Source organism: Cupriavidus sp. MEYA8 (assembly GCF_059278825.1).
Genome location: NZ_JCAEMD010000003.1, coordinates 580,172 through 603,547 on the forward strand (window position 1 = coordinate 580,172; position 23,376 = coordinate 603,547).

Annotated in this window: 24 protein-coding genes, 4 pseudogenes and 1 other annotated feature; of the genes and pseudogenes, 23 read left to right on the forward strand and 5 right to left on the reverse strand. The window is 61.6% G+C overall.

The window, feature by feature from the left end; translation table 11 throughout:
* The first annotated feature begins 119 nt into the window (after positions 1 to 119).
* Complete coding sequence (locus AC5WJ1_RS30615) at positions 120 to 644, forward strand: hypothetical protein (RefSeq protein WP_494477198.1); 525 nt, start codon at positions 120 to 122, stop codon at positions 642 to 644.
* Between the two features lie 2 nt (positions 645 to 646).
* Entirely contained in the window at positions 647 to 859 is a 213-nt protein-coding gene (locus tag AC5WJ1_RS30620; protein WP_494477199.1) for a DUF6988 family protein, read from the forward strand.
* On the opposite strand, the gene AC5WJ1_RS30625 is transcribed toward AC5WJ1_RS30620, so the two are convergent.
* Positions 767 to 1,093 carry a hypothetical protein gene (locus AC5WJ1_RS30625; RefSeq protein WP_494477408.1) on the reverse strand — a complete coding sequence of 109 codons (327 nt, stop codon included), beginning with the start codon at positions 1,091 to 1,093 and terminating at the stop codon, positions 767 to 769. The two genes, AC5WJ1_RS30620 and AC5WJ1_RS30625, sit on opposite strands and share 93 nt — an antisense overlap.
* Here AC5WJ1_RS30625 and AC5WJ1_RS30630 point away from each other — a divergent pair.
* The 20 genes and pseudogenes from AC5WJ1_RS30630 (at position 1,073) to AC5WJ1_RS30725 (ending at position 17,574) form a co-directional block, all read left to right on the forward strand.
* Positions 1,073 to 2,306, forward strand: a pseudogene (locus AC5WJ1_RS30630) (IS3 family transposase). The gene AC5WJ1_RS30625 and the pseudogene AC5WJ1_RS30630 overlap by 21 nt on opposite strands.
* Positions 1,351 to 1,467 (forward strand) — a sequence feature (AL1L pseudoknot). (Overlaps the previous pseudogene by 117 nt.)
* A gap of 36 nt (positions 2,307 to 2,342) precedes the next feature.
* Positions 2,343 to 2,609: a DUF6988 family protein gene (locus tag AC5WJ1_RS30635; protein ID WP_494477200.1), complete on the forward strand. Its 267-nt coding sequence runs from the start codon at positions 2,343 to 2,345 to the stop codon at positions 2,607 to 2,609.
* Positions 2,610 to 2,760: 151 nt separating this feature from the next.
* A complete protein-coding gene (locus AC5WJ1_RS30640; protein ID WP_494477201.1) occupies positions 2,761 to 2,970 on the forward strand; it encodes a hypothetical protein in 210 nt (69 codons plus the stop codon).
* A gap of 84 nt (positions 2,971 to 3,054) precedes the next feature.
* Positions 3,055 to 3,537 (forward strand): hypothetical protein, encoded by a 483-nt coding sequence (locus AC5WJ1_RS30645; RefSeq protein ID WP_494477202.1) that lies wholly within the window; start codon positions 3,055 to 3,057, stop codon positions 3,535 to 3,537.
* 115 nt (positions 3,538 to 3,652) lie between these two features.
* Positions 3,653 to 4,438, forward strand: coding sequence for a hypothetical protein (locus AC5WJ1_RS30650; RefSeq protein ID WP_494477203.1), 786 nt, complete (start codon positions 3,653 to 3,655; stop codon positions 4,436 to 4,438).
* Positions 4,439 to 4,500: 62 nt separating this feature from the next.
* On the forward strand, positions 4,501 to 5,208 hold the full coding sequence (locus AC5WJ1_RS30655; protein WP_494477204.1) for a hypothetical protein: 708 nt from the start codon (positions 4,501 to 4,503) through the stop codon (positions 5,206 to 5,208).
* A gap of 76 nt (positions 5,209 to 5,284) precedes the next feature.
* Positions 5,285 to 8,395, forward strand: a complete 3,111-nt coding sequence (locus AC5WJ1_RS30660; protein ID WP_494477205.1) for an SNF2-related protein — start codon at positions 5,285 to 5,287, stop codon at positions 8,393 to 8,395.
* A complete protein-coding gene (locus AC5WJ1_RS30665; RefSeq protein WP_494477206.1) occupies positions 8,392 to 8,643 on the forward strand; it encodes a hypothetical protein in 252 nt (83 codons plus the stop codon). The genes AC5WJ1_RS30660 and AC5WJ1_RS30665 overlap by 4 nt, the downstream gene beginning before the upstream one ends.
* A 404-nt stretch (positions 8,644 to 9,047) precedes the next feature.
* Positions 9,048 to 10,730 carry a PRTRC system ParB family protein gene (locus AC5WJ1_RS30670; protein WP_494477207.1) on the forward strand — a complete coding sequence of 561 codons (1,683 nt, stop codon included), beginning with the start codon at positions 9,048 to 9,050 and terminating at the stop codon, positions 10,728 to 10,730.
* 74 nt (positions 10,731 to 10,804) lie between these two features.
* Positions 10,805 to 11,245: a PRTRC system protein E gene (locus tag AC5WJ1_RS30675; RefSeq protein ID WP_494477208.1), complete on the forward strand. Its 441-nt coding sequence runs from the start codon at positions 10,805 to 10,807 to the stop codon at positions 11,243 to 11,245.
* 10 nt (positions 11,246 to 11,255) lie between these two features.
* Positions 11,256 to 11,480 (forward strand): PRTRC system protein C, encoded by a 225-nt coding sequence (locus AC5WJ1_RS30680; protein WP_151073058.1) that lies wholly within the window; start codon positions 11,256 to 11,258, stop codon positions 11,478 to 11,480.
* A gap of 90 nt (positions 11,481 to 11,570) precedes the next feature.
* Positions 11,571 to 12,710 carry a PRTRC system protein F gene (locus AC5WJ1_RS30685; protein ID WP_494477209.1) on the forward strand — a complete coding sequence of 380 codons (1,140 nt, stop codon included), beginning with the start codon at positions 11,571 to 11,573 and terminating at the stop codon, positions 12,708 to 12,710.
* 9 nt (positions 12,711 to 12,719) lie between these two features.
* Positions 12,720 to 13,445: a PRTRC system protein B gene (locus AC5WJ1_RS30690; protein ID WP_494477210.1), complete on the forward strand. Its 726-nt coding sequence runs from the start codon at positions 12,720 to 12,722 to the stop codon at positions 13,443 to 13,445.
* Positions 13,442 to 14,083 (forward strand): PRTRC system protein A, encoded by a 642-nt coding sequence (locus AC5WJ1_RS30695; protein ID WP_494477211.1) that lies wholly within the window; start codon positions 13,442 to 13,444, stop codon positions 14,081 to 14,083. Before AC5WJ1_RS30690 ends, AC5WJ1_RS30695 begins: the two co-directional genes overlap by 4 nt.
* Positions 14,080 to 14,883 carry a PRTRC system ThiF family protein gene (locus AC5WJ1_RS30700; RefSeq protein ID WP_494477212.1) on the forward strand — a complete coding sequence of 268 codons (804 nt, stop codon included), beginning with the start codon at positions 14,080 to 14,082 and terminating at the stop codon, positions 14,881 to 14,883. The genes AC5WJ1_RS30695 and AC5WJ1_RS30700 overlap by 4 nt, the downstream gene beginning before the upstream one ends.
* A gap of 149 nt (positions 14,884 to 15,032) precedes the next feature.
* Positions 15,033 to 15,362, forward strand: a complete 330-nt coding sequence (locus AC5WJ1_RS30705; RefSeq protein WP_494477213.1) for a hypothetical protein — start codon at positions 15,033 to 15,035, stop codon at positions 15,360 to 15,362.
* A 206-nt stretch (positions 15,363 to 15,568) separates the two neighbouring features.
* A complete protein-coding gene (locus AC5WJ1_RS30710; protein WP_494477214.1) occupies positions 15,569 to 16,042 on the forward strand; it encodes an outer membrane lipoprotein in 474 nt (157 codons plus the stop codon).
* Positions 16,043 to 16,128: 86 nt separating this feature from the next.
* Positions 16,129 to 16,533: a hypothetical protein gene (locus tag AC5WJ1_RS30715; RefSeq protein ID WP_494477215.1), complete on the forward strand. Its 405-nt coding sequence runs from the start codon at positions 16,129 to 16,131 to the stop codon at positions 16,531 to 16,533.
* A gap of 177 nt (positions 16,534 to 16,710) precedes the next feature.
* Positions 16,711 to 17,094 (forward strand): hypothetical protein, encoded by a 384-nt coding sequence (locus tag AC5WJ1_RS30720; RefSeq protein WP_439672854.1) that lies wholly within the window; start codon positions 16,711 to 16,713, stop codon positions 17,092 to 17,094.
* A gap of 9 nt (positions 17,095 to 17,103) precedes the next feature.
* A complete protein-coding gene (locus AC5WJ1_RS30725; protein WP_494477216.1) occupies positions 17,104 to 17,574 on the forward strand; it encodes a hypothetical protein in 471 nt (156 codons plus the stop codon).
* A gap of 771 nt (positions 17,575 to 18,345) precedes the next feature.
* Here the strand turns inward: AC5WJ1_RS30725 and AC5WJ1_RS30730 are convergent.
* Both AC5WJ1_RS30730 and AC5WJ1_RS30735 read right to left on the reverse strand, forming a co-directional pair.
* A pseudogene (locus tag AC5WJ1_RS30730) lies at positions 18,346 to 18,879 on the reverse strand (IS110 family RNA-guided transposase); the annotation flags it as partial.
* Positions 18,880 to 19,299: 420 nt separating this feature from the next.
* Positions 19,300 to 19,530, reverse strand: a pseudogene (locus tag AC5WJ1_RS30735) (IS110 family transposase); the annotation flags it as partial.
* Between the two features lie 120 nt (positions 19,531 to 19,650).
* Here AC5WJ1_RS30735 and AC5WJ1_RS30740 point away from each other — a divergent pair.
* On the forward strand, positions 19,651 to 20,916 hold the full coding sequence (locus AC5WJ1_RS30740; RefSeq protein WP_022540107.1) for an IS256 family transposase: 1,266 nt from the start codon (positions 19,651 to 19,653) through the stop codon (positions 20,914 to 20,916).
* 42 nt (positions 20,917 to 20,958) lie between these two features.
* Here AC5WJ1_RS30740 and AC5WJ1_RS30745 read toward each other — a convergent pair.
* Both AC5WJ1_RS30745 and AC5WJ1_RS30750 read right to left on the reverse strand, forming a co-directional pair.
* Positions 20,959 to 21,759 (reverse strand): annotated as a pseudogene (locus AC5WJ1_RS30745) (IS110 family RNA-guided transposase); the annotation flags it as partial.
* A gap of 282 nt (positions 21,760 to 22,041) precedes the next feature.
* Positions 22,042 to 23,172 carry an IS110 family RNA-guided transposase gene (locus AC5WJ1_RS30750; protein WP_436225085.1) on the reverse strand — a complete coding sequence of 377 codons (1,131 nt, stop codon included), beginning with the start codon at positions 23,170 to 23,172 and terminating at the stop codon, positions 22,042 to 22,044.
* Positions 23,173 to 23,376: the final 204 nt, after the last annotated feature.

Consider the following 23,376-nt stretch of genomic DNA (forward strand, 5'->3'; position numbering starts at 1 on the left):
GTCACGGCAAAGTCAAGGCGGCCGGCAGGCGAAGCTCGCCGCCAACCATTGTCAGGGCGGTTTCTGCTGGGCTTTCCCCCAAAAGCTATAGAATTTCGTGTGCCATTTGACGGAATCCCATGTCTCAAGCCCCCACACCCGCCGCCCGAGAGGTATCCCTGGGCAATCGCCCAAAGAGAGAACCGGAGTTCATCGCTCCCGGTGAACCACAATACGGCGAAATTGCCCGGCTGGATGCCTTCGTCTTCAAGCGGTATCTCGATCGTGTGTTCTGGCATCCGCGCCCGGAAGTGCTTCGCTTCGAGGTGCGGGCAGTGCCGTCGCCCGTGGGCAGTGTGTACGACGTCGTCGCGCTCGTGGGCCAGGGCGAGGGGGAGGTCTGGTTTTCCGAAGCGGCCGTGCCCGAGCGCTGGGACTACGTGGCCATCACCGAAACGACGGATGGGCTGGGCCGTCTCCAGCGCTACAAGCTGAAGGCAGAAGGCAAGCTGCCGGAGGACTACCGGCCATTCGTCGGGGATGGGCCGATGCAGGATTATTCCAATCTGGAGAATCCGGAGGAGCTGGCGCAGCGGCGCTGGGATGTGGTCAACCGTTTCCGGGCGGCGAATCGCCTGGCCCGCCGAGAAAGGGAAGGCGCATAGTCATGTCCGTTGATATCTTGACCCGCTCGGCGGAACTTCACAACGCGGCTGTAACTTGCATGGGCAGTGCCGCTCCTATGGACCATCCGCGGACGATTTCCGCATACCAATGCGCGCTGATGTCAGTGGAACACGCCGCCGGCGCCGTTGCATTGCTCACAATCGGGATGCCAAACGCCGCGATGGCGTTGTTCCGGCCGCAGTTCGAGACCTAGATTCGCGGCGTCTGGTTGCTTGAGGCGGCAGGCGAGAAATGGGTACGGCAGTACCACGAGCCGCTCACCGAGGAATCGGCTCGTGCCGCAGACAAGGCCCCAAGCTTGAAGGTCATGTTCGACGAGTTGCTCAAGCTCGAAGATCCGCGCGTGAAAGGCATCGTGAATCGCCCCGGATTTTGAGGAGGCTCCAAGTCTTGAGAGAATGGAGCCATGAACAAGCAGAACAAGCATTCCCCCGAAGTCCAAGAGCGGGCTGTTCGCCTGGTGCGAGAACAGCTCGGCGAGCATCCGTCGCTATGGGCGGCGGTCCAGGCCATTGCCCCAAAGATTGGGTGCTCGGCCCATACATTGTTGAAATGGGTCAAGCGTGACCAAATTGATAGCGGTGAACGCGACGGCGTAACGACGTCAGAACGAGAACGCGTCAAGGCGCTGGAGCGTGAAGTCAAGGAATTACGTCGAGCCAACGAGATCCTGAAGCTGGCCAGCGCGTTTTTCGCCCAGGCGGAGCTCGACCGCCGGCTCAAGTCCTGAAGGCCTTCGTCGATGAGCATCGAGATGCCTTCGGGGTCGAGCCGATCTGTAAAGTCTTGCAGATTGCCCCGTCGTGTTACCGACGCCATGCCGCACGGCTTCGCGATCCGTCGCGACGCAGCGCCCGTGCAATTCGCGATGAGCGTCTGCGGCCTGCGGTCAAACGGGTCTGGGAGGACAATATGCAGGTCTATGGTGCGGACAAAGTCTGGAAACAGATGAACCGTGAAGGCATGGCGGTGGCGCGCTGCACGGTCGAACGACTGATGAAGCAGCTTGGCCTGGAGGGGGTGCGCCGGGGCAAGAAGAAGCGCACCACGGTAGCGGACGACTCGGTGCCGTGCCCTCTGGATCGCGTCAAGCGCCAGTTCCACGCCACGCGGCCCAACCAACTGTGGGTGAGTGATTTCACCTATGTTTCGACCTGGCAGGGCTGGCTGTACGTGGCCTTCGTGATCGACGTGTTCGCCCGCTGTATTGTTGGCTGGCGCGTCAGCACTTCGATGACCACGGACTTCGTTCTGGACGCCTTGGAACAGGCGCTTTACGCGCGCCAGCCCGACAACGATGGGACGCTCATTCACCATTCTGACAGGGATCGCAATACGTCAGCATTCGCTATACCGAGAGGCTTTCTGAAGCCGGCATTGAACCGTCGGTCGGCAGCCGCGGTGACTCCTACGACAACGCACTGGCTGAGACCATCAATGGCCTGTACAAGGCCGAACTGATCCACAAGCGCGGCCCCTGGAAATCCCGTGAGGCCGTAGAGCTTGCAACCCTGGAATGGGTGGCCTGGTTCAACAACCACCGCCTGATGGAACACCTCGGCTATATCCCGCCGGCTGAAGCTGAGGCAAACTACTACCGGCAACTCAGCTACACCGCTGCCGCGCCGGCATCAACTTAAACCAAACAGCCTCCTCGATACCCGGGGCGATTCATCGTGACCCATCTCGACGAATACCGTGAGCAGTCCTTGCGCGCCATGAACAGCTTCACGCACGGGGGTATGCATCCGATGTCCAGGTCGGGTACCGGATATCCTTTGGGGCTGATCGACAATGTGGTTCGTTGCGCAAACGGCCTGGTTTCCTATGCGGCTCAGATGGCGGCGCTAGTCTCGACAGACGCGCAGGCGAACATGGATCCAGTGCGCGTGCTCCGTAAGGATTTTCGGGATTGTATGCCCGCGATGAAGCCCAATACCTGACCCGCGGACTTGTCCTAGCCGCTAGTGCGGGGTACTATCCGTCCGATTCTCCGCGCTACTGCGCATCGACCCTGCCGGCGTACCGGCCATCTGCTTTTCCACCCATTGGGGCTTTTCCCAATGGGGAAGGCCCCGTTCTCGGAGCCTTCTCATGCGTATTTCTTCCCGTATCAGCACGCTGGCTGTTCTCGCGACCGTCATCAATCTGTTCGCGGCGCTGTACTTCCTTGTGACCACCGGTGACGATCGCCTTGCTGCCATGCAGCTGCACCTCGTTGCCGAAATCGAGTTCCTGGTTCTCATCAGCTGGCTTCTCGCGAAGCTGCTGCATCTGAATCAGAAGCCTGCCACTGCGGGCTGACCGTCCTGGCCAGCCGTCAATCCACTACCCACCGGGGAACGCTCCCCGTTGGGGCGTTTCCCAAGTTACATCCAAGGAAACGCCATGTTCCAGAAATTCCTCGAAATCGAAGTCGGTCCCGCACCGTGGGATGAAGAATGCGCGCAGGTCGGCAGCGATGACTATGCCAAGCGCTCTCCTATGGAGTGCGCGGTGTACATCCGCCAACTGGGCCGGATCTTCGGGGTGCACGCGCCCGAAGCGCTCTCGTTCGTGCGCAGGAGCTTCCCTCACGACTTCGGCCGCTATCACGAAGTCGTAGCCTGCATGAATGTGGCAGGCCATGCGCTGTTTGATGAGTCGCGCTTGCCTGCGCAGTGGGATCACGTCGCCCGGGCCGAGCTGGCCTGGCTGTGCTTGAGTGATCGCTACCGCAGCTTGCTGCGGGATGGCGAGTGCGAGCTGCAGGACGTGCCAGCGCTGTACAGCCTCGTGTCGATTCCGGATTTCCCGGATCATCCCGTCGCGCACTGGCTGGCGCTGGGTATCGTGCCGATGCCTACTGGCCCGGCGCTGGCTTTCCACTGATCCAGCCTTTACGTAGGACGAGATTGGCGACTCGCCGGTCAGCCTGCTACCCCTTTTGACCCCTTCGGGAGACTTCCCGTTGGGAGGTCTCCCATGTTGATTTTGAGAGACCACGATGTACAAAGAAATCATTGAGCAGTTCATCGCCGCACAGAAGGCGGCCCATGCCGCATATGCTGCCGCTGCAGCCTTCGAGCGCGAGATCGTCGCTGCGGTGCCCGACCACTACCGGTCGGTTGAGCTTCGCAGCGAATACAATACGGAGCGAGAACTGGAAAAGTTCTGCCGCTCAGTTGCAGGCGGCGTGGTCAATCGCGCCCGCCGCGAGTTCGCCCCCGTTGGCGCCCGGCTTGATATTGCCCATGAGGATGAGTACAAACGCGCCGGCCTGGATATCGACGCGGCTCTGAGGGCCGGAAAGATTCCCGACATCGACGGGCTTTGGGCATCAATGGCCCGCCGCTACGGCGGCCATGGCGGCGCGGAACTGGCCTACCAGCAGGCCGCCCAGCGGATCATTTCCGGCTTCGGCCTCAACCGCAAGCGGGAAGTCAAGTGCACCGCCTCGGCGGTGGTCCTGCGCAAGCACGTTACCTCCGAAGCCTGCTATCGGCGATCGGGGCGCAAGGTGGGCTACTACAGCTACCAGAGCACGGCAGACTGTCTCTCTGGCCTCGCCACGTTTGCCGCCAAGGCGGGTCATCAGCTGCTGGCAGGCGGGCTCAGCCGGGTCAATGTGCACGACGTCGAGTACAACTACCGCGAGAAGCTCAGCTACCCCGGTCTCGACATCGTGTTCTTCAAGGACGCGTGGGAATTCAAGCTCTCCCACCAGGTCGCCGACGATTTGATGCTTTTCCTCGGCGAGTACGGCGAGGCTTTCATGCAGGAAGCGGCGTAGGCCCCATGTAGACTTTTACCGGTGGCGCCTACGGGCGCCTCGTCTTCTTGGAGTAGAAGTACATGTATAACGCACGCATTGAGGCTTTCCATGCAAGGGAGAAACTTGCCGGAGCCCAAGCCTTTGCACCAGCGCCGGCCGAACTAAAGCGGTTCTGCCGCAAACAGGTTGCTGAGATCATCCAGCGGGCAGCAGTAGAATTTGGCATCGATGGTGCACCCATCGCCATTGACGAAACGCGCATGTCCATCGACGGCTATCCCAACATCTGGGAGGCCATCCGGGCCGGTGTCGTGCCGGATCTGGATCGCTTCTGGAACCTGCTGCGCGAGACGTACGAGGCTGATGGGCCAGCGAAAGCAGAGCGGCAAACGGCGGCCACACTTTTCCATGCCTTCGGCCTGGCCAGCAGTTCGGCCGTGCGCCGCTCCACCGCCTTTGTTCGGCTCAAGCTCATTGCCATATCCGAGACGGTCAGCGATACCTCGCGGCCTTCGCGCCAACTGCATTTCGGCTCGTTGCAGCCTGTTTCGCAGGCATTCGCCGCACTCGTGGTCTTTGCACGTCGCAACGGCCACGTCGTTCTGGCAAGTTGCCTCGCGCAGTTCCATCCCGCCGATGTGTTTGAGTCGCAGCAGCGGCGCACTTTCCCAGGTCTCGACGTCATCCAGTACAACGAGTATTGGGAGTTGCGCTTCGCCACGCAGGTCGCTGACACGCTGCTAGCGTTCGTCCGGCGGCATACCGTCATATCACCGCAGTCCGCATAGCCGACCACGGCTTGCATCCCCTTAACGCCCCGTCAGTGACTTTCACGACGGGGTTTTTTCTTTTCTGGAACCCATCATGTCAAATTGGTACGCGCCCTTGCGGGCGATTGTCAGCCTTGGCTCTCAGGCTGAAAAGATCGTCAACATGGGCGAACTCCATGCCGCCCGCCAGCGGCATCTGTCGCAGTTCTTCACGCCCGACGCCATTGCCCGCCTGATGTGGGGCGCGGTAGCCAACTGGCAGCCCAACCGAAAGGTGTCGATACTCGACAACTCGGTCGGCTCGGCCCGCCTGCTCCAGTTCGCGGACCCGGGCACTCATAGCCTGTATGGGGTGGACGTGCACCAACCAACGATCGAGGCGGTGCAACTTGCCGTCGAGGCAGCTGGTTTTGACGGCAGCTTTCGGCACGCCGGCATGGAGGAAATCCATCCGACGCGCTTCGATGTCACCCTCATTAACCCGCCGTTCTCAATCCACCTCGAATCACCGCATCTGAAGCCCTACGACTGCACCACCTGGGGCCGCTTCGGCGCGGGCACCAGTGCCCTGAGCCACGAGTATGCGCTGTCACAGGCACTCGACGCGGCGCAGATCGTGGTGGCACTGCTGCCCACGACCTTTGTCGACAAGTTCGCCGGCCGGCTCATCGCTCACGGCGAGCCGTTCAGCGATGCCGCCAGGCGCGTGGTGGGCGTCTTCGACTTGCCATCGAGCGCCTTCCGGGAGGAAGGGGCGGAGGTGCGGACCTCCATTGCAGTGTTCGCGCGCTATCGCATGCGAGCCAGCGATTTCGTGCGGCAAAGCGTGTCGGATCTGACCCAACCGCTGCCCGCACTGGAACTGCAAGCCGAGGATCGTCTCTATGGTGAGCCGCGGCTCGGCCACCAGTTGCTGGACGACCAAGGTCCGGCCATCACGCGCCCGGTGACCTCGCAGAATCGGGTACGCATCTCGAATGACGGACGCCGCATCGTGCTGGGGTTCGACTGCGGGTTCGTCGAAGCGATGGTGCTCAACCGAGTGCTGGAGCGCCGCATCGTGTCGCTGGAAGGCCATCGCCTGCCGCGTGGATTTCGCTACGCAGGCACGAGCCGGCTGGATCTGGAGACCTACCTGATGCAGCCGGATCCAATCGCCGCATTGGGCAAGCTCGTCGACTTGGTGAAGGCCGCCGGCGGTGAGCCGGAGTTTGCGCCGGGCTTTCTCGAGCACTTCCGCCAGCGCCTGCGGCGCAGCATGCGCCAGGCCTTGCCACTGCGCCATGCGGTCTGGACGACCGGCGTAGGCGCCGCCGATACCATCGTCGGCACGGCGACGAAAACGCATCTGGTCGATTCGTCGGTTTGGGGTGGCCCGGTCATCAAGGCCGGCCAGGGAATTCGCTTCGATCGGCAGGCCGATGGCCGCTACCGGTATCAGGTACGCGAGAAGGACTACGTCGTCTCGTTGGACGAGATCACCGCCCGCTACAGCGTCGAGAAATCGGCGCAGGCATGGGAGATCGTCCACGAGGGGCTGGCCAGGCGCTACCCGGAGGAGGCTGAGCGGCTGCGCAAGCGGCTGCTGGCGCTCGGTATTGACCGCTGGCTGGACTGGCAATTCCAACAGGAAGACCTGGTCGAGTTGCTGCTCAAGCCCAACGGTGCGGTGGCGGCGTGGGAGCAGGGCTGCGGTAAGTCGCGTCTCGCGGCAGGCCTGATCCTGCTGTCCGGCGTCAAACACGGCCTGATCGTCGTCGAGGCACGCTTGATTGCCGAGATGCGCGCCGAGCTGGAGCAAGTCATGCCAGCATCGGACGTCCATGTGATTCAGTCGCCTGAGGATCTGATGCATCTGGGCCGCCTCAACCTGATCGCCTATGAACGACTGCGCATGCCCGTCGACCGGCAGGCCTCACGCCGTGTCACCTACGCGCACCGGCTGCGTCGTCGCATCGGCCTGCTGGTGGCCGATGAGGGGGAGCGCCTGTCCAACCCGGCCAGCGACCAGAGCCGCGCGCTCTGGCAGCTATCGGCGAAGCGGCGCTATATCCTAACTGGCAGCCCGATTGCCAACTATCCGCGCGATATCTTCGGACTGATCGCCTTTACGGGCGGTGACGGCACGGCGGCCCAGCCATATGGCTACCGGCGTGGCTACCTGGAAGCGAACTGGCTTGCTTCAGTGCAGCATGCCGAGCGCGGCATCGACCGTTTCCGCAGCGACTTTGTGGTGCTGGAATGGGTGACGTGGGAATTCGCCGAAAGCCTGCAGGACGGGGCCAAGCGCGAAGTGCCTAAGATCGGCAACCTGCCGCGGTACCGGCAGATGCTGGCGCCGCACGTGAAGCGCCGGTTGGTGTGCGAGCCAGATGTAGCCCGCTATATCCGCATCGAGCCGCCGGCGGTCGAGGTGGTGGAGACAGAATGGGACCCTGCCCATTTGTCGCTCTATCTCCGGACGGCCGACGAGTTCGCGCAGTGGTACCGGGACGTGCGGAAGGTAGAAGGGAAGTCCAACAACCTGATCGCGATCCTGGCTCGCATCTGTGCCGTTCACTTCGCCGCCAACTACCCGCAGCATGGGGTGGATGGTGTCGGAGCGCTGGGGCAGCTGACCAGCAAGCAGCGCGCGGTGATAGAGCGGTTGGAAGCCATCGCAGGCGAGGGCAAGCAGGCCATCCTGTTTGCCGAGAACCCAGGCGTCATTACCCTCATCGCCAACCAGTTGAAGGCAAAGGGGATAGAGACGGTGCCGTTTCACGGCGGGATTCCGATTGCGAAGCGCGTGGCCGATAAGGACAAGCGATTCGTGGGGGGAAGTGCCACCGGTCTGTTGTGCACCAAGGCGTCGGGCCGGGCGGGCTACAACCTGCCCAATGCCGACTACGTCCTCTTCTATGACCGTTCGTGGACGTGGCGCATTGAGTATCAGGCGATGCGGCGTGCGCTGCGATGGAACCGGAAGGGGCAGTTGAAGGTGGTGTACTTCCACTTACCGGGAAGCCTCGATATCTATCAGGACCAGATGGTGGCCCACAAACGGGACGCCATGGAGGCGGGCCTGGACTGGGCGACGCCGGAACTGGAGGACGAGGCGTTTCTGCATATGGACACGCTGTTGGACGAATTTGTAGACGATCTCGCCAAGCTGCACGGCCGCAAGGCCCGGGATCAACGTGACCTGCTCAAGGAGGCAGCATGAAAGCGAACGAGTGCAGCATCAACATCGGCGAAGGAATGGCAACGATCAAGCGACGCGGCACGCGTGGCACGACCGTCGCCTACATTCTGGGCACTGTCGAGGCGGACGGGTTGGAAGTCGTCTGCCTGGACCGTCTCGTTCATGGCATCACCGAGAGCGAGATGGACGGCTGGCAGGTTAGCGGCGCCGTGACCAGCGTGCTTGCCAGGCCGATCGGACCCATTCCGGCGAAAAGCAGTCGAAATTGACGGCCTTTCGGGGAATGTTGCTGGCTCGAACCAGCTTATGATCAGTTCCGTAGCGTGCCCCGCTACGGAATTGCCTCTCAAGATGCACCCGTTCCACTCAAGCCCTCCTCGTGAGGGCTTCTTTTTTTGTGCGCCTACGAGCTCGATGAGGTCGATCCGCGCGGCCCCAAAGTAGGCAGTCTAGCGAACAGATGTTGGCCGGATGAGCTTGGCATTGTTATGGTCACTGGTATATCCTTACGCCTACATTCCGCGTCCATGACGCATCGACCCCGCACCTTTCGGTGCCAGCTTCTGCAGTATGGTGGCCGCCGGCTTAGCCGGGCAGTCCATCCTTCCACCCCATCGGGAACCACGTTCCCGGTGCGGCAACGGGTTCCCATTCCGTCTCGGAGAACCCAAAAATGCAAAACCCCACCGTTGTCATTGGCAAGATCCGTCCTGGCCGTAACCCGCGCAAGTACTTCGATCCCGCCCAGATGGCTGAACTGACTGAATCCATTCGCGTGGAGGGTCTCCTTCAGCCTATTCTGATCCGTCCCGTTGAGGACGATGAGAATGGGCATGAGTATGAAGTGGTTGCCGGTGAACGCCGCTACCGCGCCGCACTGGCAGCACATGGCGATGGATACCATATCCCCGTCACCCTCAAGGTGCTGACCGACGCCGAGGCTGACCGCATGGCGTTGATCGAGAACGTGCAGCGTGCCGACATGGCGCCTTCCGAGGAGGCCATGGCAGCGTCGCAGATCGTGGGCCAGCTGAAGGGCGACCGCGATGAAGCGGCCCGCCTCCTTGGCTGGTCGCGCTCGACGCTGGACAAGCGCCTGGCGCTCATGAACTGCAGCGAATCGGTCCTGAATGCGCTCAACACGCGTGTCATCCAGCTCGGCCACGCCGAATTGCTGGCGACGCTCGCCAAGGCCACGCAGGACAAGCTCCTACCGGTGATCGTGAGCGAGAAGAAGTCAGTGTCCGAGTTGAAGAAGACCATCGAGGCTGCAGCGTGCAGCCTGGAGAATGCGATCTTCGACAAGACGGATTGCGCAACCTGCCAGCACAACTCCTCGTTGCAGACTGAGATGTTCAGCGAGGCAATTGCTACGGGCAACTGCACCAACCGCGCCTGCTATACGGAGAAGACCGACCGCAAGCTCGACAGCATCAGCTACGGGCTCAAGGACGAGTACCAGGTCATTCGCATCGTACGCCCCGGCGACAACCACACCCGCATCCAGCTTCAGGTCGATGGGCCGACTGGCGTAGGCGAGGAGCAGGCGAAAGCCTGCCACGGTTGCCAGAACTTCGGCGCCGCAGTCAGCGGCTTGCCCGATTCACTGGGCAAGGTCTACAGTGGCCAGTGCTTCGACACAGTCTGCAACCAGCGGAAGGTGGCGGCACGCCTGAAGGCAGAACGCGACGTGAAAGCGGCGGCGCAAAAGCCTGCAGGCGGCGCGGCCGGTTCCGGCAAGCCCGCGACAGTGAAGAACGGGGACAAGGCTTCGGCGCCAGCCGAGAAGCCTGTCACGTCGATCAGCGAGTCGGAGAAGGTCAAGAACTACCGGACCGATCTCTGGCGCAAGGCGCTGCGCAAGGAAGTCGCGCAGAACGCCGAGCAGGCCAATGCCTACCTGATCTCGATCGCCCTCAACGGTCTCGCACGCAACATCGGCGGGGACAAGATGGGCAAGTTCTTCGAGAAGCTGACGGAGCAGAAGGCGTCATCGACCCTGCAAGGCTGCCTGACGGCGGTGCATGCCCTGGACGCTGGCAAGCGCCAGCAACTGACCGTGGCGTTGACTGTTGCCGCGATCGACGGCATGGAGGTGCCGAACCTCAAGGAACTGTGCCGTTACCACAAGCTCGATCTGCGCGTGCACTGGAACCTGCAGAAGTCGCAGGACTTTCTGGAGATGCTCACCAAGTCCGAGATGAAGGTTCTCGCGGACGAACTGGGCATTCGCAAGGCGCTGGGCGAAAGCTTTGCCAAGCTGTTCAACAAGCCGAAACCCGAAGTTATTGCCGGCCTGCTGGCTGTCGATGGCTTTGACTACACAGGCAAGGTGCCCAAGGTCCTGGGCTACTGATCCCTTTCACACTGCCTTAACGCAGGGCGCCATCGGGCGCCCTGCCTCATCCCATTTCCCCAAAAGGATTCACCATGTTCACTGAATTGGCTCCGCTCGTCCGCGCGAGCGACAAGGTCGTTGTTACGCTTTCCATGCAGGGCGATGTCATGTCCGTGATTGTGCTCCCAGTCATCAAGAATGCCGCGGACGCAGCGCTGACATCGCCTCTGGTGCTGTCGGCGACGCCCGCGGAACTGGATGCCGAGTTCGCGGCGGCCGTCACGAGTGTGAGCGAATCGCATCGCTCGCTGGCCGAGCAGGCCGAGGCAACGAAGTCGATTCTCGATGCCGCCAAGTCCACGCAGTCGTCGAAGGCAACAAAGGCGCTGGCTAAGGCCGCATCGCCATCGGCGTCGGAAAGCGAAAGCGCTTCGGATGATGATGCGGAATCCGATGATGCCGTGCAGGCCGAAGCGGAAGCGAAGGTGACCGCGCCGTCCCCGGCCGGTACGGATCTGGCATCCCTGCTCTAAGGAGACCGACATGGCACTCGAAATCAAGAAGTTGCTGCGCCAGTTCTCCTACAACGGCATGACCCTTGTGGACCCTGGTCCGGCGTTCACGCCAGAGCAGGTGCGCGACATCTATTCGGCCCAGTATCCCGAGCTGACCACCGCCTCGGTGGATGGTCCAGAGGTCAAGGGCGAGGTCGCAAGCTTCACCTTCGTCCGCGCCGCCGGCGCCAAGGGCGCGCATGCGCAAATCTGAGCTGATGAAAGCACTGGCCACCGGCCAGTTCGCTACCACTACGGAGCCGCCCGAAAGGGCGGTTTTTTCACATTCTGAGGAGACTCAACAATGCTGTTCGATCCTCGGTCGTTTGTTCCAGAGGTCGATGCAGGACAACCCGCATGGACGCCTGCGCGACAGCATCCCATTGCCCGACGTCGACCTGCCCATGATTTTCTGACGCTGCCGGCCATCCCTGATGGGGTTCCGAATAGCGCGCTGCTCACCTTCGGGGACGAGGTCGATGTGATGGACCTTGTCCGTGCACAGTTCGCCACCGGCGTACTTCGTGCGAGCGATGTGTCCAACCCAACGGGCGCAGGCGATGCTTTCGCGCAGGCCATGTTTGCATGGCTGCGCGCCCGCACACCTGAGTGTAAGCGACTGAGCTTCGGCTTCTCGCTGATCGACATTGGCGCTGCTAAGGACCAGTTGATGCAATTTGGCTGGGAGGACGAGATCGAGGCGCCGCTGTATCTCGCCATCGATATGCCCGGCGACGACGTCTACTTCATCGGTGAAGCGCGCGCTAGCGCTCTGCGAGCGGTGCACCCGCATCTTCTGTACACCGCGATGTCGCTGATCAATGCGGCTAGCGCGAAGTCGCTGTTTCTACGCACCCCTGAAGCCCTTCTTGACCTGTTTGCGCGGTGGCACTGGGAGTACGACAGCACCCTTGCCGACGACAAGAACGCGAGGGAGTTCCTTGCCGAGAGTTGTGGCATGGATGAAGACGACATCGAGCGATACCTGCCGTCTGTCGTTAGGCCGGAACTCGCACCGGATGACGTATTGCCACCGGCCTGCCACGGCTATCCGTCGTCGAGCAAGCTGCGAGCATTCGGTAGCAGGAAGCTCTATGAGCTGTCTCGCGCCAACAATGGCTGGGTCAAGGATCTGTGTATTGCACTGGCCGATCTGCACCTGACCCTGAAGAGGCAAGGCGATAGCTCGGCCGTTGCAGGATCACAGTGGGCCGAGCCGGCATATTCCGCGGCCACGCTCGCCTATACCCGGTCCGACTACGTGACCCAAGTACTCGACGATCTGTATGACGGGCTCAACTGCTGCGGCGACGCAACGCTGTTCCAATGTTTCATTCCGATTGCGGTCGAGCCGAAGGCGATCCGACAGCAGTTCAAGGATCTGGATGGAATGCTGAAGATCATCTCGGCGCTCGATCGTGTTCTCACACTCATTTCTGACTAGGAGGGCCATATGGCCGAAATCCTGACCGCTACGCGGTCGCACGACGTGGCCCTTCAAGGGGCCATTTTGCTTTATGGGCAAGGACCAGGGCAGTTCTCCTACGCCACAGCTCATCGCATCGAGCCGGATGGTTCGGGTCGGCCCGTCATTGGTGCCGGCACGCCTTTGAACCGTATGGCGTTGATCCACGCAGTCCGTGAAGTGGCGGAGGCCTCGCTCCCCAAGGGCGAGTTCCTCACACCCAACGTGCTGTCGATTAGCCCCACCGCGGTGACATGGTGGTGTCCCGCGGCGCAGCGGCGCGTGTTCTTCGACTGCAAGGAGTTCGGCAAACGCAGTGCGGTGGTGCCACACCCCGCGCTTGTGTTCCAGGCATCGCAGTCCGGGTTCCGGGTCTTCGCCCTGAGAGGGGAGGAAAGGCCGGTACCGGGCAGCGACCTTTGCGAGCCACCTTACTTCAACACCTGGGACCACGGGAAGATCTGCATCGGCTCAGCCCATGTGCCCAAGCAGATCGACGTGGCATCCGTTGCAGGCTGGGAAGCCGGGTTCTTCAACTCGGCCTTTACCCATCCCAACCATGGCGGCAAGCGCGTGACATACGAGCGCGGCGCCTATGCCTTCTGGAAGGACATCCTTGACGGGCAGTTTCCCGACTATCCCAAGCAAGTCCTCGTTGCCATGAAACTCAAGCTGGCGGATCTGATCGCCGGCAAACTGGAAAAGTCATCATGAATCCTGCTGACGCTGCCCTGCAGCTATCCTTTCCTTCTGTGATGGTGCCGCGCTTCGGAGCGCTCGCGCCAATGGAACGGCCCGGCGAGCGCCTGCTCATTGCGGTCAACGGCGTGTTCCTTGAGATCGTCCGGCCCTGGCTGCGCGTCGTCCGCCACCTCGGCGCTTTCCAGCATCGCACGGCCATTCCATACGGCGAGGCGGCAGAGACAACCGATCTGCGCTGCGGGCCCATCCCGGCTCAGTTGATCGGGGAGTTCGCCGCGATGGCGCGTGCCGCGCATCCCAAGGAAACTGGTGGGTGGGTGGTCTGGAATTCCGATAGCGCTTCGTTCCGGCTGGTGCCAGTGCAAATCCTGGAGCACAGCGGCGGGCACCTGAAGTACGAGCGCCCTCCGCTGGCTGCTGACGATGTGCTGGTGGTCGACTGCCACTCGCATGGCCGGCATCCGGCGTTCTTCTCGTCTACCGACGATGACGACGACCGGCACGACGTGAAGTTTGCATTCGTGATGGGCAATTGCGACGCGGCGACGCCGTCGATGGCGCTGCGGCTCTGCGCGAAAGGCATTTTCGAGAAGGTGGAGAAGGTCCCTGCCGACTGGTACGTCGCCGCGCGCGAGGAGGTGCTGGCATGACCTTCGAGCATCGCATTCCCGCGGGCATGACGACGCGTGCATGGAAGGTGGTAGTGGTTGGTGCCGGCGGCACCGGCAGCGCCTTGCTACCCAATCTGGCGCGGCTGCATCACGCCATGCTGGAGCTGGGCCACCCGGGCGGCATCGAATGTACGGTCTACGATGACGATATCGTCAGCGAGACCAATATCGGTCGTCAGGGCTTCTATCCTGTCGATGTGGGCCAGTACAAGGCCACGCTGATCGTGAACCGACTGAACAACCTGATGGGGACGCGCTGGGAAGCGCGCACGTGTCGGGTTGGAAGCGGCGATCGGTTCGACTGCGATATGGCAATTGGCTGTGTCGACACGCGGGCTGCCCGCAAGGCAATCCTTGGAGCGATGAAGAGTGGCACAGGTGGCTACTATCTCGACTGCGGCAATGAGTCGGACAGTGGTCAGGTGATTCTCGGCCAAGTGCGCGGCAAGGCGGCACAGCGCTTGCCCCATGTGGGCGACCTGTTCCCCGAGCTACTGAACCCGAAAGGGGACAAGGCCGACACTGCGCCGTCCTGTTCGATGGCAGAGGCGCTGCAGAAGCAGTCGCTGGTGATCAACGAGGCGATTGCGGTGCAGGCTTACAACCTGCTCTGGACGCTGTTTCGCACGGGCACGTTGAAGTTCTGCGGCGCGTTCGTGAATCTGGCGGTGGGGCGTACGAATCCGCTGCCGGTAGACCCGCAGGACTGGGCGCGATTCGGGTATCACCTGCCCGAACCGAAGCAGCGCGCGAGCCGCGCCTCTCGACAGGCCGATTGAGCCCGCCATCCCCGAAGTTTTGGGGATGGCATTTTGGGTCAGAAGACCGTCTGAGCATGTCGCGTCGAGAGACGCATCGAGTTTCTCATACCCGCCGGGGCACACGCGCTCTGGTGAGCTGTGCTTCGGACAACCTGGAGCACACCAATATGCAAGACCCCCCTGCCAATTCCCCTCTCGAATATCAACCGGTTCGGGTAGCCGGCGACTGGCTACCCGACGACTTCGCAATCGATGCCTTCTGGAACGGTGTCAGTTGGAACGGCTTCGTGGAGCCACTGTTTACGCTGGCATTAGCGCAGCAACTATGCAAATCGATGCCAACCCTTGAGTTTGTAGCGAGTGATTCGTCATTCCTGCTTTCCGAAGAGCACGGTGCGGTAACCATCCAGGGACGGCCGTATCGCGTTGGCGGGGCATTGCTGATTCTTTATGCGATCGGCGACAGTTGGTGTTGGCGTCTCGCCGAATGCGGCTGACCGGAAGCCGCATTCGGCGCTTCGGTAAGTAGGCTGCGCCGGATTGAACGACTCCACAGACGCGGTCGACACTGCTAACATAGGCGCACCTACCGCGTCTCCGACGCATCGACACTTCCGGTTGTATAGCCGGACATCTCTTTTTTCCCCCACCTACGGGCCTTCCTGCCCGTGGGCATGTTGGCCCCATTTTCGTTGAGGCCATCATGATCAAGCGATTCTTCCTGCTTTTCCTTTGCTGCGCCGTTTTCACTGGCTGCGCTGCTCAGCCGACTTCGCCCAATACCTACCGGGCGACGGAAGCGCTGCGCACAAGTAGCGCTGAAGCTGTCACCGTCGTCAGGGTTCGCCCCGTCACGATTGTCGACAGGGACGGCATTATGTCGGCCCACACCGGCGTACCGGGTGTGCTCGGCGCCGTTGTCGGCGCGGTGCTTGGTGCGCGCATCATCGGCGACGGCAATGGCCGCTACCTGGCTGGCGCCCTGTCGGGCACCGTCTCGGCGGTCATTGCACAGACAGCGGCGAACCAGTTGAGCCGCCGCGATGGCGTGGAAGTCATTGTCCGCACGGACAGTGGCCGCCAGGTCGTCGTGACCCAGGATGCGGATCAGCAGTTCGTCTCTGGCGAGCTGCTGTTTCTCGTCTCGGGTGCCGGCGGCTATCGCCTCACTCGCTGACGGCCTCCGGTTCGGAGTCCCATTCCTTTCATTCTCCCCGCGCGGACCCTCCCGCGTGGGGGCTCTGTCGCGAACTGAAACCAACCATGTTCGACACCGCAGAAAAATCTCCCTTGACCATCAATCCGATCGAAACGAAGGGCAGGTACATCTTCGAAGTCGCCGATGGCGTCCGACGTCAACTGCGCAGTGCAAGCCTGGAGCCGGAATGGCTCAATGCTGCCAATTTCATGGATGACGACAATGAGGCCATGTACGGCCCGAAGTCGTCACGCCAGTGGCCACAGCTGGGTGCGCGTGAACGGCTCACCGTCTCCGTGCATCGCGGTTGGTCGGAAGGCTGGGCGGTCTTTGTCGACCGGATCGGCTACACCGGCGAGGCCCCCAACCTGGTCACCACTGCCCACAAGTTGCTTGTTGGCAAGGTGCTGTCCGAGCGCCAAGCTTGGGACACCGTCCGAGCCATCAGCAAGATTTTCGATCTCGCCTGACCTCAGGCCCATCCCAATCGCAAGCCCGAGAGGGCTTGCCGAAGCTTTCAGGCTTCGGCAAGCGCTTTCACCCGCGTCATTGACGCATCGAACCCACTGTCCGGCGTAGCCGGACCAACCCATCGCGGGACACTCGTCCCGTTGGGAAGGGGTGTCCCGCGCATTCCTGAGGACATCATGAAACTTCCCAAATCATTCTTCAGTCGGCACCCGTCGACCAACTCTTCTGCCTGCCAAGCGGTTCGCCGTGACGCATGCCGTGTGCTGCGCCGCTTCGCCGGCGACATGGCACTTAGCCCGCGGGATTACACGATTCGCGAGCATCGCCAGCGACGTCGTGACGTCGACGTGTTCGCCTTGCATACGAACTCGTTGCTCGTCGAGATCCAGCACGGTCCCGGCCAGGAAGGCGGGGTGCACATGTCCTACCGGACCTGTCGCGGCCGCCATGACCTGACCGGGGGACGCGACAACACGGTCAACGTGGAGTCGCTGGCCACCGAGCAGGGATATGCCGATCTCGTTTCCACGCTCCGCGTGGTGGCTGGACGGCGTGGCTAAGGAGTAGCCATGACGACGCTGATAAAAGTGACGCTCTCGGCAACATCCGGCGAAGAGGTGTCTGGTAAGGCGCAAATTGATCGAGCCAAGGGCATCGTGACCTTGCCGGCTCGGTTCTCGGTTTCCATTGACCGTGCCAGAAGCGCCGGCGAACGTTTCGAAATCGTTGCGCACGATAACGGTTTCAAGTATCAATTGGTCCATAAGGATGCGGATCAATACGGCCTGGACAGCGATTCCCGCCGCCGCGATGGCTTTTGGTATCTCGCCTGGCGGGCCATCATTGAGCCGCACAAGGATCAGCGCCAGCAGTATGGGCGCTTTGCGCATACCCTCTCGGCAGCTGCCTTGATCGGTCTGGTCGGTTACTTCAAGTCCGTACAGACATGGTCTCTTCTCGCAGCATGGGAGATCTTCTGCTTGCTTGTCGGCAGTGTTGTACTATTCGTGGTAGGCGCAGTCCTTTCCAAAGGAGATTGACATGTTCGGTTTAGCCGTCCTCGTCGTTACTGGCGTGGTCTCAGCGTTCCTGCTTTGGGCAGATCGTAACGGTCGTCGCGTCCATAAGGACTGAGTCCAAGCCATTCTCAGCCGCCCTTGTCGGCTCCCACTTGAACGCACCTCTTCGGGGTGCGTTTTTCGTTGTGCGCCCAGCATGGGCGCGATCTTGGAGGTGCAAGTCCTCCCGTGAGTTGACCACAGCGAACGAAGCGAAGCGCAACTGCGTGAGGGTGACCGAGCGTGGGGAGGAAGCGTGGAGCGAAACCGCGAGCCGAGGGACACAAACCGCATCTGAGGCGAAGCCGGCCAGGGCGAGCAGGCAAAGGACTGCAAAGCTCTCGTGGTCAAAGGCCAGGCGGCGTAAATGCGGCGGTTGTGCGGGGAAGGATCGCGTTCTTACCTGGGGAGATCCCGCCTTGTGCCTGAAAGGGCGACGGCGAAGAGCCGGAGCGGGAAGTCATGTATGGACGCCCCCGGTTTGCCAAGCTTCGCGCGTCGTCGACGGTGGGGAAGGAGATTGCAGCCATGTATCCGGACTTCGCTCGGGCCACATGCCCGCTGGTCCCTGATGGAATCCGCTGGCCGGCTCCTCTATCAGCAGAGCGCACTCGAGGTGCCCTGACTTCCTGCGGGTTGTGCTGGCCACGGTCTGACCTATCCTGCCATCAATCTGCGTGTCTGCCTGAGCAATCTTTGGGGGGAAGTTCTCCGGGGTCGGGTTGGTTGGATGCGTTTTCTTGTCTGCCGTCGCTACGCGGGTGTGCCGGCCGTTGCTGGCGAGAAGCCTGATTCGTACTCCCGGTCGCATGCAAGCAATGCCCAGACGATTCGTGCGTTCTTGTTCGCCAGAGCGACGGCAGCGACGTTGAGGTTCCGTCGTCCCAGGAGCTTCTGCAGCCAGGGGTTGCTGCGCTGATCCGGCTTGCTCTGAAACGCCCTGACTGCTGATCGTGCCCCGTGGATGAGTAAGGTTCTCAGATAGGTGTCGCCACGCTTGCTGATGCCGAGTAAGGTCGTCTTGCCGCCGCTGGACGACTGGGCGGGTACGAGGCCCATCCAGGCCGCGAGTTGCCGGCCGTTCTTAAAGTTCTTGGCGTCCCCGACCGTAGCCACGAGTGCGCTCGCGGTAATCGGGCCGATGCCGGGAATCTTCTCGAGCTTGCGACTTGCTTCGCTGTTGCGATGCGATGCCTTGATCTGGGCCTCGAGCTCCGCGACCTGTGTATCGAGTCTGTTGAGGTGATCGAGCAGGCGCTCGATCAACAGCCGGAAACTGCCAGGCAGATACTGATATGACTTCCCGCGTCAATCGGGATTGGTTTCTGGCTTGTGCATTTGATCTGAATTTCCTGAGGGCGACGTAGCAGTAAGAGTCGACGGTGGATCACACTGATATTCGCGGGTTGGCTACCGCATTACAGAGGTCTACATGGACGTCCCCCCGTTTGCGAAGGTTTTCGTGCGCGCTGACTGACAGGATAGGTTGCAGCTCTACATTCGGCCTTGTTGCAGCCTGACGCGCTGCGGGCCCCTATGAAATCCGCTGACTCGCACCTCATTCCGCCCACGAGCTAAAAGCTCTCTCTGTAATTCAGGTTTGGCGAGTCCCGGTCCGACCTGTGTTGTCATCACATACGATTGCCACCGCAACCTTTCAACGTGTCGTCCTGTAAAGGGTTATTGCTCTGGTACGGCACACCGCGATCATGCCGGTTTAGTACTTACATGCTCTTTTTCATAGGGGCTGTTGTGGGCGAGAACTGCCCAGATTGTGCGGGCCATCTTGTTGGCGAGCGCGACGATCGCGACGTTGGAATGCCGTCGTTTGACGAGCTGGGTAACCCATGCACCCGGATCCTTCGCATGCGAGAGCACACTGCGCGCACCGTGAATCAGCAAGGTCCGCAGATAGGTATCACCTCGCTTACTGATGCCCGAGCTAAAGTCGAAACTGGTGTACGGGCGGGGAATTTGAGGCGCGGAGTAGAGGGCGGTGGAGCTTTCCGCTGAGAATCTGATTGTCGAGATCGGAAACCAGCACAAGAAAGGTCCACCATGAGCAAGGATAAAGGGAAAGAAGCAGTCGGTCTATCGGAAATCGGGCTTGGGCTCGAGGAGCTGATCAGGCGCGGGGCTCGGCGGGTCATCCAGGAGGCGATTGAAGTGGAGCTGGCAGAGCTGCTTGAGCAGTTCAGTAACGTCAAGACGTTGAGCGGGCAGCGCGCCGTGGTTCGCAATGGCTACCTCCCGGAGCGCGAGGTGCTGACGGGGGCCGGCCCGATTGCCGTGAAGGTGCCCAAGGTGCGCGATCGGTCCGGGTCTGGCGTGAAGTTCAACTCGGCGATCGTGCCGCCGTATGTGAGGAAGTCGCCGCGGGTGAGTGCAGCGCTGCCCTGGCTGTATCTGAAGGGAGTATCGACAGGCGACATGAGCGAGGCGTTGTCGGTGCTGCTTGGTGAGGATGCCAAAGGGCTATCGGCCAACGTGGTGAGCCGATTGAAGGCGCAGTGGGCAGACGAGCATGCGAGCTGGAATCAGCGTGATCTGTCGGCGGCGCGCCATGTGTATTGGTGGGTGGACGGCATCCACACGGGTCTGCGTAGCGAGGGATCGGACGGGCAATGCCTGCTGGTCATCATCGGCGTTACGCCAGACGGCAGGAAGGAGCGCGTGGCGATCGGTGACGGCTATCGGGAATCGAAGGCATCGTGGGTGGAAGTACTGTTGGACCTGAAATCCCGCGGCCTGCAGGCTGGCCCGCTGGCGGCGGTCGGCGATGGCGCCATGGGATTCTGGGCTGCCCTGGAGGAGGTGTTCCCGGCCACGCGCGCCCAGCGTTGCTGGTTCCACAAGATGGGCAATGTCCTGAACGCCTTGCCCAAGTCCCAGCACGGCCGCGCCAAGGCAGATCTGCAGGCGATTTGGATGGCGGCCACCAGGGCAGATGCCTATGCTGCCTTCGATCGCTTTGCGACGATCTACGGCGCCAAGTACCCCAAGGCCACCGGCGTGCTCACCAAGGACCGAGACAGCCTGCTGACCTTCTACGACTTCCCGGCCGAGCACTGGCAGCACATCCGCACGACCAACGCGATTGAGTCGACCTTCGCGACCGTGCGTCACCGCACGACGCGCACGCGCAATTGCGTGTCACGAGCGACTTTCCTTGGCCTGGCCTTCAAGCTGATCGAGGAAGCCGAGAAAACATGGCGCCGCATCAAAGGTGCCGAACACATCGAACTGCTCTTGAAGGGCGTCCCCTTCAAGGACGGTGCCCCGGCGCAAGACAATCCGCCGGTTCAGCAGAAACTCGCCGCCTGACGACCGGCCACGATCAACCTTCATACACCAGATTTGACTTTATCTCCTGATGCCCAGCAACACGGTCTTCCCGCCCGTGCCCGTTTGTTTGGGAACCAGGCCGAGCCACGCCGCGAATTCCCGCCCGGACCTGAACGACTTCGGACTACCCATCGTCGCGACGGCCGCGGTGGCGGTCAGGAGCCCGACGCCTGGTATGGCAGCAATCGCCTTGCATGCCTGGTCGTCTTTCAGCCATGTCTGCAAGCGCCGTTCAATGTCGGCGATCTGCCGGTCGAGCTTCTCGAGGTCATTCCACTGCTCGCGCAGTGACTCGATGAGCATGCCGGGCAGTCGCCCGGCGAGTTTCTCCAGAACACCAGGGATTGCCTTGTCGAGCGCCGCGCGGCTCTTGCCCATCACTTCACCATATTCAGTCAGCAAACCACGTAGGCAGTTCATTTGCATCGTGCGAAACTTGACCTTCTGTTCCCGCAACCTGTGCAGCGCCAGCACCGCCTGCTGGGCCTCGGTCTTTATGGCAACAGACTTGCTGGGCATCTGCGTGGCCATCCAGATGGCGCGGGCGTCGGCGGCGTCATTCTTGTTGCCGATGTTGAACGCCTTGGCGAATCTGGCCGGTATCAGCTTCACCTGATGTCCCATTTCCAGCAGTCGACGCGCCCAGTGCTGCGCGCCTCCACAGGCCTCCATGCCAATAAGGCAAGGTTCGCGATTCGCGAAGTGCTCTAGAAACACCGAGCGCTTGATCGACTTGTTGACGATTTCCCCCGTGGCGGGATCGACCCAGTGCATCTGCATGACGTTCTTCGCAATATCTAGGCCGACTATCGTATAGGTCATGATCGTATCCTCCGGTTTGCGTTGGGGAAATCGCCACTGATCTCCTGGGGCACTATGATCCCCCCCGTATCGGGGGCCCGCGAGGATCCGCTTTCCCATTTCCTCACCGGCCACAGGTGGGGGGACGTCCATTCCATTCCGTCCAATGAGCCTGCCGCTACCTATGGTCGCAAATCGGATGACATTCCTTGCGTAGTATCTTCGCGGGTTACTCGAGATGCCGGGCTACGCCGCCTTCAGGAAACTCCTCCAGGGGGTTGTGGTGGTTGCCGAAGCGCTGTGTTATACCGCGTAGGCCTCTCGCGGTATGGCCAACGACATGGCCAGCTGGCTGATGTCCCAGATAAACCCGCTCAGTTCGCGCGCCACCGCGACCACCGCAATGTTGGGGTTCTTGCCGCGCGCCGCCAGCTTGCGATAGCGGCGGCATAGCCGCAACTGCGCGTCCCAGGCGCGATCGATGATGGCCTTCGGGATGCCTTCGTGCCGGCGCTGGATATCGGGGCTCACGCGTGCCGGGTGCCGGTAGCTCCAGGCAGCCTCGACGAGCAGCTTCCTTGCGTAGCTGTTGCCGGTCTTGGTGATACTGCCCTGGCGCCGCTTATCACCCGAGGAGTGTTCGGCGGGCGTCACGCCGAGCCAGGCCATCAGCTGGCGCGGATGCTCAAAGCGCGAGAGATCGCCCAATTCCGCGATCAAGCCCACGGCGGTGGTGAACTGCACCCCGCGCATGGCTTGCAAGCCTAGTACGGCCGGATAAAAGCGCCAGTTGACAACCGCCTCGCGCAAGGCGGCTTCGAGACGGCTGCATTGCGCGAGGCGATCCTCGATGGCACGTCGATATTCGTTAAAGGCAAGTTGCTGGCACGCGCTGTCGAACGCAAATTCACTGATCCAGCGCCGGTGCGCCGCCCCCCAGTCGGCTCGGCCGCTGTAGCGCACACTGTGCGAAAGCAGAAAGGCCTTCAGCCGTTGCCGGGCGCGCTTCAGATCGTCTTTGGCGCTGACCCACGCGCGTGCCAGATCTCGGAATGCTTCATCTTCGACGCTGGGCACGTACACCGCCGACAGGTCCCCTGCACGCAACGAGCGCACCAGCTTGACCGCATCGCGCCGATCGGTCTTGACGCGCTCGCCGGGTTTCTTCGGAATTAGCGACGGCGCGCACACCATGCACTCGAATCCCTTCCCTGCAAGCTGCCGGTAAAGGCCATATCCGCATGGGCCCGCCTCGTAGACGATGCGGATCCGGCGCGCTTTAGACTGCAGGCGCTTGCACAGGCGATCGAGATCGGCCTTTGACGTACCGATCTTGCCAAGCAGTTCGACCTCGCCCGTGCCGAGTGCGTAGGCGACCGTGATCGAGTCCTTGTGAACGTCCAGCCCCACATACAACGTGCTATCGTTTTCCATGCTGGCCTCCGCGCTGGAAATCGCCGGGTGCGGCCCTGTCCGCACCGTGCGGCTCTGGCAGCAATGCTAACCCGCGTTTGATTCCTCGCGGCGGGCCAGCCTCTGTCGCACGGGAAGTCATACTGCCTATGAAGGGCTGCGGAGGCAAGCCCCCTGGAGTAAAACGAGGATTCGGAGTCTCGTTTTCCGAAAAGGAGCACGCAA